Annotated in this window: 6 protein-coding genes; 4 read left to right on the forward strand and 2 right to left on the reverse strand. The window is 74.4% G+C overall.

The genetic code is table 11. The features are described 5' to 3' along the window. Nucleotide 1 precedes the first annotated feature (1 nt). The 4 genes from ACN27D_RS30035 to ACN27D_RS30050 all read left to right on the forward strand — a co-directional run bounded on the left by ACN27D_RS30035 (nucleotide 2) and on the right by ACN27D_RS30050 (nucleotide 10,531). The gene (locus ACN27D_RS30035) at nucleotides 2-190 is read left to right on the forward strand and encodes an MbtH family protein (protein WP_120570202.1); all 189 of its coding nucleotides are present in this window, start codon (nucleotides 2-4) and stop codon (nucleotides 188-190) included. After that, a complete protein-coding gene (locus ACN27D_RS30040) occupies nucleotides 187-3,312 on the forward strand; it encodes a non-ribosomal peptide synthetase (RefSeq protein WP_421500617.1) in 3,126 nt (1,041 codons plus the stop codon). The genes ACN27D_RS30035 and ACN27D_RS30040 overlap by 4 nt, the downstream gene beginning before the upstream one ends. Next, nucleotides 3,312-8,798 carry an amino acid adenylation domain-containing protein gene (locus ACN27D_RS30045; RefSeq protein ID WP_421500618.1) on the forward strand — a complete coding sequence of 1,829 codons (5,487 nt, stop codon included), beginning with the start codon at nucleotides 3,312-3,314 and terminating at the stop codon, nucleotides 8,796-8,798. Before ACN27D_RS30040 ends, ACN27D_RS30045 begins: the two co-directional genes overlap by 1 nt. Nucleotides 8,799-8,881: 83 nt before the next feature. Then, nucleotides 8,882-10,531 (forward strand): DUF885 domain-containing protein, encoded by a 1,650-nt coding sequence (locus tag ACN27D_RS30050; protein ID WP_421500619.1) that lies wholly within the window; start codon nucleotides 8,882-8,884, stop codon nucleotides 10,529-10,531. On the opposite strand, the gene ACN27D_RS30055 is transcribed toward ACN27D_RS30050, so the two are convergent. Together ACN27D_RS30055 and ACN27D_RS30060 are read right to left on the reverse strand one after the other, a co-directional pair. After that, nucleotides 10,477-11,685: a hypothetical protein gene (locus ACN27D_RS30055; protein ID WP_421500620.1), complete on the reverse strand. Its 1,209-nt coding sequence runs from the start codon at nucleotides 11,683-11,685 to the stop codon at nucleotides 10,477-10,479. The genes ACN27D_RS30050 and ACN27D_RS30055 overlap by 55 nt on opposite strands. 43 nt (nucleotides 11,686-11,728) lie before the next feature. Then, the gene (locus ACN27D_RS30060) at nucleotides 11,729-12,241 is read right to left on the reverse strand and encodes an NUDIX hydrolase (RefSeq protein WP_121683561.1); all 513 of its coding nucleotides are present in this window, start codon (nucleotides 12,239-12,241) and stop codon (nucleotides 11,729-11,731) included. Nucleotides 12,242-12,250: the final 9 nt, after the last annotated feature.

Below are 12,250 nucleotides of genomic sequence, written 5' to 3' on the forward strand. Positions count from 1 at the left end.
CATGGCCGAACCCCGATTCCTGGTCGTCCGCAACGACGAGGAGCAGTACTCGATCTGGTCGGCCGACCGGGACCTGCCCGCCGGCTGGCACGACACCGGCTTCGCCGGCAGCCGCGAGCAGTGCCTGGCCCACGTGGACGAGGTCTGGACCGACATGCGTCCCCGCTCCGTGCGCGAGGCACTCTCATGAGCACGAGCCAGGAGTGGACGTTCCCGGCCTCCTACGCCCAGGAGCGGGTGTGGATGGCCAACCAGCTCGACGCCGGCTCGCCGGTGTTCAACGTGTCCTTCCCGTGGCTGTTCCCGGCCGGCGTGGACGCCGGCACGGCCGGTGACGTGGTCAACCGGGTGATCGCCCGGCACGAGGCGCTGCGTACCCACCTGCGGACCGACGACGGCGCGCTGGTGCAGGTCGTACGCGCCCACGAGCCGGCGCCGCTGCCCGTCACCGACGTCACCCACCTGCCCGCCGGTGAGCAGCGGGCCGAGTTCGAGCGCATCCGCGGCGAGATGGCGCGCCTGCCGATCCCGCTGGACGCGGCGCCGCTGTGGCGGGCCCGGCTGATCCGCATGACCGAAGGGCTCGCGCTGGCGTTCGTGGTGCACCACGCCGTCTTCGACAGCCACTCGGCGGTGCTGTTCCACGCCGAGCTGCTCGCGTTCTGCGAGGCCGCGCGCACCGGCGCCGAGCCCGCCGTGCCCGAGCTGCCCATCCAGTACGCCGACTTCGCGGTCTGGCAGCGCCAGCAGCTCACCGGCGAGGAACTGGACCGTCAGCTCGCGTTCTGGACCGGTCACCTGGCCGGCGCGCCGCCGGTCACCGGCCTGCCGCTGGACCGGCCCCGCCCGGCCCAGCTCGGGTTCGCCGGTGACGAGGTGCGCTTCACGCTGCCCGACGGGCTGCTGGACCGCGTCGGCGCGCTGGCCACCGGCGCGCAGGCCACCCCGTACATGGTGCTGCTGGCCGGTTTCGCGGCGCTGCTGTCGCGGATCTCCGGCGACGCCGACGTGGTGGTCGGCGTCTCCACCGCGGGCCGGGACAACCCGGAGCTGACGCCGCTGATCGGCATGTTCGTCAACCCGGTGGCGCTGCGCTGCGACGTCTCCGGCGACCCGACGTTCGCGGCGCTGCTCGGCCGCGTCCGCAACGGTCTGATCGACGCCATGGAGCACGGGCAGACGCCGTTCCAGAAGATCGTCGAGGCGGTCGACCCGCAGCGTGACCCGTCGGTGCAGCCGATCTTCCAGACCGCGCTGAACTGGATCCCGGACTCCGGCCTCGACCCGGTGGAGCTGGGCACCACGAAGGACGATCTGGCCTTCGACATCACCACCGGCGACTGCCGCCTGGTCTACCGCACCGACCTGTTCGACCGGGCCACGGCCGAGACGGTGGTCAGCCGCTACGTACGGCTGCTCGCCGCCGCCGTCGCCGAGCCGGAGCGTACGGTCGGCGCGCTGCCGCTGCTCACCGACGCCGAGCGGGAACAGGTGCTCGACGCCTGGAACGACACCGCCCACGACGTGCCGGTGAGCACAGTGGTCGACGAGGTGCAGCGGCAGGCCGCCGCCACCCCGGACGCGGCGGCGCTGGTCTGCGACGGCGTGACGCTCGGCTACGGCGAGCTGAACACCGCCGCGAACCGGCTGGCCCGGCTGCTCGTGGCGCGCGGCGCCGGCCCGGAGACCAGGGTCGCGCTGGTGCTGCCCCGCTCCTGCGACCTCGTCGTGGCGATGCTCGCGGTGCTGAAGGCGGGCGCCGCGTACGTGCCGGTGGACACCGCGTACCCGGCCGGCCGGATCGCGTACCTCCTGGCCGACGCCGCACCGGCGCTGGTGGTGACCACGCCGGACACCGCCGCCCTGGTGCCCGGCGACGCGCTGGTGCTCGACGGCGAGGTCGGGTCGGACCAGGCCGGCGACGACCTCACCGACGCCGACCGGGTCGCGCCGCTGCGCCCGGAGCACCCGGCGTACGTGCTCTACACCTCCGGCTCCACCGGCCGCCCGAAGGGCGTGGTGGTCGAGCACCGGGCGGTGACCGCGTACCTGGCGTGGGCCCGCGCCACCTACCCGGGGCTTTCCGGGGTGGCGCTGCTGCACTCGCCGGTGTCGTTCGACCTCACCGTCACCGGCCTGCTCGGCACGCTGACGGCCGGCGGCACGGTCCGGCTCGCCGCGATCGACGAGCCCGCCGCCCGCGCCGGTGGCCGGCCGGCCTTCCTCAAGGTCACGCCGAGCCACCTGCCGCTGCTCGACGGCGAGCTGTCGCCGACGGCCGACCTGGTGATCGGCGGCGAGGCGCTGACCGGGGAGCAGCTCGTCGCCTGGCGGGCCGCGCACCCCGACGTGGCGGTGATCAACGAGTACGGCCCGACGGAGGCCACTGTGGGTTGCGTCGCGGCCCGGATCGCCCCCGGCGAACCGGTCCCGGCCGGTCCGGTGCCGATCGGCACGCCCACCTGGAACACCCGGGCGCTGCTGCTCGACGCCGCCCTGCGGCCGGTGCCCCCGGGCGTGGTGGGGGAGCTGTACGTCACCGGCACCCAGCTCGCCCGCGGCTACCACGACCGGCCCGGCCTGACCGCGGAGCGGTTCCTGCCCTGCCCGTACGGCCCGCCCGGCGCCCGGATGTACGCCACCGGCGACCTGGCCCGCTGGCGCGCCGACGGCACGCTGGACTACCTGGGCCGCCGCGACGACCAGGTCAAGGTGCGCGGCATGCGCATCGAGCTGGGCGAGGTCGAGGCGGCGCTGCTGGCCCACCCGGACGTGCGCGCCGCCGCCGCGGCGGTACGCACCGACGGCGGCGAGCCGGCGCTCGTCGGCTACCTGGTGGGCCCGGCCCACGAGGACTCGGTCCGCGCCGAACTGGCCCGCGAGCTGCCCGCGCACCTGGTGCCGGCCGCCCTGGTCCGGCTGGACGCGCTGCCGCTGACGCCGAACGGCAAGCTGGACCGTGCCGCGCTGCCCGCCCCGGCGGCGGCCGAGCAGGCCCAGGACAGCTACGTCGCGCCCCGCACCGAGGCCGAGGGCCTGGTCGCCGAGGTGTACGCCGAGATCCTCCAGGTGGAGAAGGTCGGCGCCCTGGACGACTTCTTCGCCCTCGGCGGCAACTCGCTGCGCGGCATGCGGGCGATGGCCCGGATCCGCGCCGAGGTGGACGTCGACCTGCCCATGCGGGCGCTGTTCAGCAGCCCCGTGGTGGCGGACCTGGCCGCCCAGATCGAACAGCGGATCGCCGCCGAGCTCGACGGGCTCTCCGACACCGAGGTCGCCGCGCTGCTCGCGGCGGAAGAGGGAACCAACTGATGACCGACCTGAAGGATCCGGCCCGCGAGGCGGCCCGGCAGGCGCTGATCGCCCGACGGCTACGCGCCCGCCAGACCGCTCCCGCGGCCCGGATCACCCCCCGCCCGTCCGGCGCGGAGGTGCCGCTGTCCTACGCCCAGGAGCGGGTCTGGTTCATGGACCAGCTCGCTCCGGGCGAGGCGGCGTACCACATCGCGGCGCCGCTGCGGGTGCGCGGACCACTGGACGTGGACGCGCTGCGTGCCGCCCTGACCGGGCTGGCCGAGCGGCACGAGTCGCAGCGCACCCGCTTCCCGGCCGACGCCGACGGCCGTCCCACAGTGGTCGTCGCGGACACCGCCGACGTGCCGCTGACGGTGGTGGACGCGCCCGACGAGGCCGCCGCGCAGGCGCTCGTGGACGCGGCGGCGGCCGAGCCGTTCGACCTGGCGAACGGTCCGCTGCTGCGGGCCCTGCTGATCCGGCTGACCGCCGAGGACCACGTGCTGTTCCTCGCCCAGCACCACATCGTCGGCGACGGCTGGTCGGTGGACGTGCTGCTGCGCGACCTGATCACGCTCTACCGGGGCGGCGAGCCGCCCGCGCTGCCGATCCAGTACGGCGACTTCGCCGTCTGGGAGGCCCAGGAGCTGGACGGTCCGCAGGCGCGGGCGCACGTCGACTACTGGAAGCAGCGGCTGGCCGGCATCACGCCGCTGGAACTGCCGCTGGACCGACCGCGCCCGGCCACCCAGACGTACCGGGGCGACTTCGTCGAGTTCCAGCTCGACCCGGCCGCCACCGAGGCGCTCAACACGCTCACCCGCGACAGCGGCGGCACGCTGTTCATGACGCTGCTCGCCGCGTACCAGGTGCTGCTGGCCCGGCACGCCGGTCAGGACGACTTCGCGATCGGCGCGTCGGTGGCCGGCCGGTCCGCACCGGAGCTGGAGAACCTCGTCGGCATGTTCATCAACATGCTGCCGCTGCGCGCCGACCTGGGCGACGATCCGACGTTCACCGAGCTGCTGGAACGCACCCGCCGCACCGTGCTGGACGGGTTCGAGCACGCCGAGGTGCCGTTCGCCAAGGTGGTCCACGAGCTGGGCCTGCCGCGCGACGTCAGCCGCTCCCCGGTGTTCCAGGCCATGTTCGTGCTGCAGAACTACGAGATGGGCCGGTTCACCGGCGTGTCCCGCACCGACGAGGTCACGTTCTCCTGGACCCCGATGGAGTTGCAGGCCACCCGGTTCGACTTCGAGCTGCACGCGGTGGAGACCGTCGACGGGCTCTGGGGCAAGCTGGTCTTCAACACCGACCTGTTCGACCGGGTGACCGTGGAGCGGATGGCGCAGCGGTGGACCGCGTTGCTGGACGCGGTCGTCGCCGCGCCGGACACCCCGGTGTCCCGGCTGCCGCTGCTGCCCGCCGCCGAGCGGGACCTGCTCGCCGCCTGGAACGACACCACTGCGGACTTCCCGCGCGAGCAGACGCTGCACGGCCCGATCGAGGAGCGCGCCGCGGCCACCCCGGACGCGGTGGCGGTCACCATCGACGGGCACAGCCGCACGTACGCCGAGCTGAACGCGCAGGCCAACCGCGTCGCGCACCGGCTGCGCGCGGCCGGCGTCGGCCCGGAGACGCTCGTCGGGGTGTGCGCGGAACGCTCGGTGGAACTGGTCGCCGGGCTGCTCGGCGTGCTCAAGGCCGGTGGCGCGTACCTGCCGCTGGACCCGGAGTACCCGGCCGACCGGCTCGCGTTCATGGTCGGCGACGCGGACGCGCCGGTGGTGCTGGTCCAGTCGCACCTGCGCGACGTGCTGCCCGACACCGGCGCCACGGTGCTCGAACTGGACGACGCCGCAGTCTGGGCCGACCAGCCCGGGACCGACCTCGGGCCGACGGCCGGGCCGGAGCACCTGGCGTACGTCATCTACACCTCCGGCTCCACCGGCCGCCCCAAGGGCGTGCCGAACACCCACCGGGGCATCGTCAACCGGCTCGACTGGATGCAGAAGACGTACGGCCTCGGCGCCGACGACGCGGTGCTCCAGAAGACGCCGGCGAGCTTCGACGTGTCGGTGTGGGAGTTCTTCTGGCCGCTGCGTACCGGTGCCCGCCTGGTGCTGGCGAAGCCCGGCGGCCACAAGGACGCCGGCTATTTGCGCGACCTGCTGGTGTCCGAGCGGATCACCACCGCCCACTTCGTCCCGTCGATGCTCACCGTCTTCCTCGCCGAGGACGGTGTGGAGGCGGCCACCGCGCTGCGCCGGGTGATCTGCTCCGGCGAGGAGCTGCCGCTGGCGTCGGCGGCCGACTTCACCGCCCGGCTGCCCTGGTGCGGCCTGCACAACCTGTACGGCCCGACCGAGGCGGCCATCGACGTGACCGCCTGGGCGTGCGAGCCGGACCGGCTGGCGCAGGTGACGAGCGTGCCGATCGGCGCGCCGATCGCCAACCTGCGGCTGCACGTGCTCGATCCGTCCGGCGCGCAGTGCCCGGTCGGGGTGGCCGGTGAGCTGCACATCGGCGGCGTCGGGCTGGCCCGCGGCTACCACCGCCGGCCGGCGCTGACGGCGGAGAAGTTCGTCCCCGACCCGTACTCGGAAGAGCCGGGCGCCCGCCTCTACCGCACCGGCGACCTGGCCCGCTGGGTCGTCGGCCCGGACGGCGCCGGGGTGATCGAGTTCCTGGGCCGGATCGACCACCAGGTCAAGCTGCGCGGCCTGCGCATCGAGCTGGGCGAGATCGAGAGCGCGCTGCGCGAGCAGCCGGGCGTCACCGAGGCCACGGTGATCGTCCGCGAGGACAGCCCGGGCGACAAGCGGCTCACCGCGTACCTGGTCGGTGCCGCGGAGCACGCCGCGCTGAAGGCGGCGCTGAAGGACACGCTGCCCGAATACATGGTGCCGGCCGCGTTCGTCACGCTCGACGCGCTGCCGCTGACCCCGAACGGCAAGCTGGACCGCAAGGCGCTGCCCGCGCCGGTGGTCACCCGCGAGGCGTCGGTGGCGCTGGTCGAGCCGCGCGACGACACCGAGCGGGCGCTCGCCGCGATCTGGTCCGAGGTGCTGGGCGTGGACACGCTCGGCATCGACGACGACTTCTTCGACCTGGGCGGGCACTCGATGCTCGCCACCCAGGTCGTCGCCAAGATCCGCAAGGCGGAGCTGGGCGGCCGGGCGGTCGGCGTGATGGACCTGTTCCAGCAGCGCACCATCCGCGACCTCGCCGCGTTCATCTCCGGCGACGCCGCGCAGGAGGGGCCGCGCCGGCTGCTCTACGAGCTGACCAAGCCGATCCCGGCGGGCAAGCGGGTGCTGACGTACGTCTGCGTCCCGTACGGCGGCGGCAGCGCCATCGTCTACCAGCCGCTGGCCGACGCGTTGCCGGCCGGGTACGGGCTGTGGTCGCTGGCGATCCCCGGCCACGACGTGGGTCTCAGCGAGGACGCGCTGCCGTTCGACGAGCTGACCAGCCGGGTCGCCGACGAGATCCTGGAGCGGGTCGAGGGGCCGATCGCGCTGTACGGCCACTGCGGCGTGGGCAGCGCCATCCTCGCCGACGTGGCCCGCAAGGTGGAGGCGGCCGGCCGGGAGCTGGAGGCCGTCTACATCGGCGCCATGTTCCCGTTCGCCCGCCCGAAGGGCGTGATCGCGGCGCTGCGCGACCGCCTCGAACGGCTCAGCAGCAACAGGCACTCCGCGAGCTGGCTCAAGTCGATGGGTGTGGACACCGACGAGCTGGACCCGGAGCAGGCCGACCGGATCATCAGCAACATGCGGGCCGACTCCCGCGCCTCGGAGGAGTACTTCACCCGGCTGCTGGACCAGCAGGCGCCGAAGCTCCGGGCGCCGATCATCTCGGTGGTCGGCTCCGAGGACCCGGTGACCGACTACTACCGCGAGCGGTACGCCGAGTGGCAGTTCCTCAGCGACACGCTCGGCCTCGTGGTGCTCGACCAGGCCGGGCACTTCTTCCTCAAGTACCGGGCCGAGGAACTGGCCGAGATCGTCACCCGGGTGCACCCGGCGGTCGTCGCCGGTGACGTCGGCGCGCTGACCGCGGAGGCCCGGGGCGAGGACGCCGGGTGGGTGGTGGCCGACACGCTGCGGGTGGGCGAGGACCGCAAGCCCACCACCACGGTCAAGCCGAGCATGGGCCGGTTCATGGCCATCACGACCGGTCAGCTCATCTCCAGCACCGGCTCCGCGCTGACCGCGTTCGCGCTGCCGATCTGGCTGTTCAACCGCACCGGCTCGGTGGCGAACCTCGGCCTGCTGTGGGCGCTCGCGCTGATCTGCGGCGTGCTCATGCTGCCGGTGGCCGGCGCGCTGGTCGACCGGGTCAGCCGGCGGCGGATCATGATGACGGCGAGCTGCTTCGCCGGTTCCGTCCAGCTCGTGCTGGCCACCCTGTTGTGGACCGACAACCTGGTGCTCTGGCACATCTACATGCTGGTGGCGCTCAGTTCGGTGGCCGGTTCGTTCCAGCGGATCGCGTTCCAGTCGGCGGTGCCGCAACTGGTGCCCAAGCGCTACCTCGGGCACGCCATGGGCATCACCCAGCTCTCCACCGGTGTGGCCACGCTGCTCATGCCGGCGTTCGCGGCCGGCCTGCTCGCCACCATCGAGCTGAAGGGCATCCTGCTGGTCGACGTGGCCAGCTACGTGTTCGCGGTGCTCACCCTCGCCGTGGTCCGCTTCCCGGACGCGCTGGGCTGGCGGCCCCGGGAACGGCTGCTGGTGGCCATCGCCAACGGCATGCGCTACTCCTGGCGGCACCGCGGGTTCCGGCTGATGCTCGGCTACTTCGCGCTGGGCAACATCTTCCTGGCGCCCGCGCTGGTGCTCATCACGCCGCTGGTGCTGTCGTTCGGCAGCCCGACCCAGGTGGCGCAGGTGGCGCTGGCCGAGGCGGTCGGCGCGGTGCTCGGCGGCGTGCTGATGTCGCTGTGGGGCGGTCCGCGCAAGCGCCGCATGATCGGCGTCCTGGTCGGCAACCTGGGCACCGCGATCGGTTGCGTGCTGATCGGCCTGGACGCGTCGGTGGCGATGATCTGTGTCGGCTTCTGCTGGCTGGCCATGTCGATGACCACCGCGCAGTCGATCTACGCGACGATCGTCCAGGTGAAGGTGCCGCAGCGCTTCCACGGCCGGGTGTTCAGCCTCAACCAGACCATCTCCTGGTCGACGCTGCCGATCGGGTTCGCGCTGCTCGCGCCGGGCGCCACCGCGCTGTTCGAGCCGATGCTCGCACCCGGTGGGGCGCTGGCCGGTTCGGTGGGCGCGGTGATCGGCACCGGACCGGGCCGGGGCATCGGCTTCGCGTACATCTGCTTCGGCGTGGCGCTGATCCTGATCACGCTCGGCGGGTTCGCGATCCGGCTGCTGCGCCGGTTCGACATCGAGGTGGAGGACTCCCTGCCGGACGACCTGATCGGCGCCCAGGAGCGGGAGAAGCGCCTGGCCGCCAAGGCCGAGAAGAAGGAACTCGTCTCGGTCTGACCGTGCTGGTCAAGGAGTTCGTGTCGGTTCCGGGCCTCCCGGCCGGCACGAACTCCTTGATCACCGGGGCTAGCATCGGTGCGATGAGCGAGGACGTCACCGACGCGCTGCTGCGGGAGATGGGGCGCCTCGACCCGTGTGCGGCCGTGGTCGAGGCCGGTGAGCTGGACGTCGACGGGCTCACCGACTACAGCCCGGACGGTCACCAGGCCCGCGCCGACCTCGCCGCGCACACCCTGCGCCGGATCGAGGCGCTGCCCGCGACCCCGCTGCACGCCCACCTCGCGGAGCGGCTGCGCGCCCGGATCGCCTTCCACGACGCCGGGGAGGACCTGCGGGAACTGCACGCCGCGGCCACCGGCCCGCTCCAGCTCATCCGACAGTGCGTCGAGTCGGCGGTGCCGGGCCGCGACGCCGAGGGCGCGGCCTCCGAGGACGGCTGGGCCCGCGTCGGCGCGCGCCAAGCCGCGATCCCGGCGGCACTCGACGGGTACGCCCGCAGCCTCCTGCTCGCCGCCGCCCGCGGTCACCTGCCGGCCCGGCGCCAGGTGGAGCTGGTGACGCAGCGCTGCCGCGCCTGGATCGACGACGACACGACCCTGGTGGACCGGTACGGCGACGGCCCGCAGCAGCGGTCGTTGCAGGCGGCGGCGCGCGATGCCCAGGCGGCCTACCGGAGGTTCGCCGCGACGCTCACCGCGGACCTCGCGCCGCTGGCGCACGACGACGAGGCCTTCGGCCCGGCGCGGTACGCGCTCTGGGTGCGGGCCTTCCTCGGCGCGGAACCGGACCTGCGCGAGCTGTACGAGTGGGGCTGGGACGAGTTCACCACGATCGAGGCGGAACTCGTCGCCGAGGCGAGGGCCCTGGGCGGCACCGTGCCCGAGGTGCGGGACCGGCTCGACCGCCCCGGCGCGCCGGGCGTCGTGCACGGCCGGGACGCGTTCGGCGCCTGGCTCCAGGAGTTGCTGGAGGCCACCACCGAGCGGCTGCACGGCGCCCACTTCGACATCCCCGCGCCGCTGCGGCGCATCGAGTCACGCATCACCGTGTCGGGCGGCACCGCCTACATCGGTCCGTCACGGGACCTGACGCGGCCGGGCCGGGTCTCGTGGCTGCTGCCCGAGGGCCGGGAGCACTTCCCCACATGGTGGGCGTACAGCACCGCGTACCACGAGGGCGTCCCCGGCCACCACCTGCACCTCGGCTCCGAGGCGTGCCGGGGCGGACCCGGGCAGCGGCTGAACCTGCTCGGCGGGCTCTCCGGCGCCCAGGAGGGCTGGGCCCTGTACGCCGAGCGGTTCATGGACGAGCTCGGGCTCTACGAGCAGCCGGGCGCCCGGCTGGGACACCTGTTCATGCAACTGCTGCGGGCGGCCCGGGTGGTGCTCGACATCGGCCTGCACCTACGGCTGCCGATGCCCTCCGGCGGCGGCGCGCCGTGGACGCCGGACGCCGCGCTGGACCTGCTGCGCGACCGCTGCCACCAGGGCCCGTACGCGCCTCTGGAACTGGCCCGCTACCTGGGCCGGCCCGGGCAGGCGCTCACCTACAAGGTGGGGGAGCGGGTGTGGCGCGACGGCCGCGCGGCGTTCCCCGGCGACCGGCGGGCGTTCCACAACCGGGCGCTGGAACTCGGCTCGCTGGGGCTGGACCAGCTCAGGAGCGCGCTCGCCGCCTATCCGGCCTCGTCGGCGGGCAGCTCCTCCGGGTCGGCCACCCAGGCGGAGTAGACCGGCAGCGCGTGCCACGGGCCGCCGTCCGGGTCGGTGGTCACCGCGACCACCGCGTACGGGTGACCGAACCGCAGCTCCGCGACGCGGGCGACCCCCTCCGGCGGCAGCGCTGTCGCCCGGCCGAACGCGGTCACCGCGGCCGCCTCGAAGCCGTAGCGGCCGAACCGCGCCACCGCCGACTGCGCGGCGTCGAACTCCGGCCCGGTCAGGCCCAGCAGCTCGCCGAGCGCCCGCGCCGCCGCGTCGAAGCCGAACCCGGGCGCGGTGAGGTCGTGCCGGCTCTGCGCCGACCAGCACGGCAGCACCGCCGTGGCGCGTTCCTCCCGGCCGTCGGCCGCGTACGTCCGGGTCGGCTCCTCCCGCAGCGCCCACACTGGCGTCTCGCCCAGCGGCAGGTCGAACAGCGACCGGTGACCCGGTACGGCGTCCGGGGCGAACGCGGCGGCGCTCGCCAGTTCCTGCGCGGCGGCCAGCACGTCGGCGGCCGGCACCTCGGGCGCGGCGGCCACCGACACCACCAGCATCCCGGCGCCGCCGTCGCCGGCCGGGACCGCGTGCACCGCCACGTCGCCGGCCCGGCCGGTGGCCGCCACCCAGCAGCGGTGCCCGGACGGCGGCGTGCGCAGCACCCACCGCAGGCGGCCCGACCAGGCGCTGCCGGCGCCCAGTTCCGCGCCTGGAGCCGTGTCGAACGGGTCGGCCCACGACACCCGGGTCGCGAGCGCGTTGGCCAGGACCAGCAGCGTGTCCGGGGTGACGTCGACCGGGAAGCGGTCGATCAGCCCGCCGGTACGCTCCCGCGCCCAGGCGTCGAGCGCCGCCTGGTCCGGCAGCGCACCGCGCTCGGTGTCCTCCGGCAGGGCGGCCCGCCAGGCGGCCAGCTCCGCAGACGGGGTGCGCTCCCACAGCGCGGTGGCGGCGGCGACCATCGGGTGCGGCGCGGCCAGCAGAGCCCGGGCCTCGGCCGCGGCGTCGTCCGGGTCGGCGCCGAGCGCCTCGGCCAGCGCCGCGCGGGCGTCGCCGGTGGCGGTCGGGCCGGTCAGCGCCAGCAGCAGCCAGGCGCCCAGCGGGGAGGCGACGTGGTGGGTGTCGCCGGCGGCGCGGTGCAGCCGCTCGGCGTAACGGGCCAGGGGTGCGCGCAGAGGGGTCACGGCTCCACTCTGCCCGGTGGCGCGCCCGGCGGCACGCCGCCGGTCAGGACCACAGCTCGAACGGCTCGTCGATCTCCTCGCCGGCCAGGAACGCGGGCAGCAGTTCGGGCAGCCGCCCGGGATAGCAGCGCGGCCGCTCGGCGAGCACCTCGGCCAGCGGCCACCAGCGGAACCCGAAGTAGTCCTCCACCTCGTAGTCCAGCCGCAGCGCCTCGTCCACGTCCGGTCCGGGGCCGGGCAGCCGTACCGCCACGATCACCTCGTCCTGGAGGTGGCGGCGCTGCCGGTGCCGGAAGCTGGCCCGCCGCCGCCACGTCGGCGCGCCGACCTCGTCCGGGCCGATGGCGATGCCTGTCTCCTCGCGCAGTTCGCGGACGGCCGCCTCCCGGTACGTCTCGCCCGGGTCCAGCCCGCCGCCGGGTAGCTCCCACCACACGCCGAGGTCCGGGTGGTCCGGGTCGCGGGTGTGGAACAGCAGCAGGCGGTCGGCGGCGTCGAGCACCACCAGCCGCACTGCGCTGCGCTCGAACAGCGGCAGATCGTCGGGTAGCTGCACGCCCCCAGC

Origin of the sequence: Micromonospora sp. WMMD1274 (assembly GCF_049179035.1) — a bacterium.
Lineage (GTDB): Bacteria > Actinomycetota > Actinomycetes > Mycobacteriales > Micromonosporaceae > Micromonospora > Micromonospora tulbaghiae.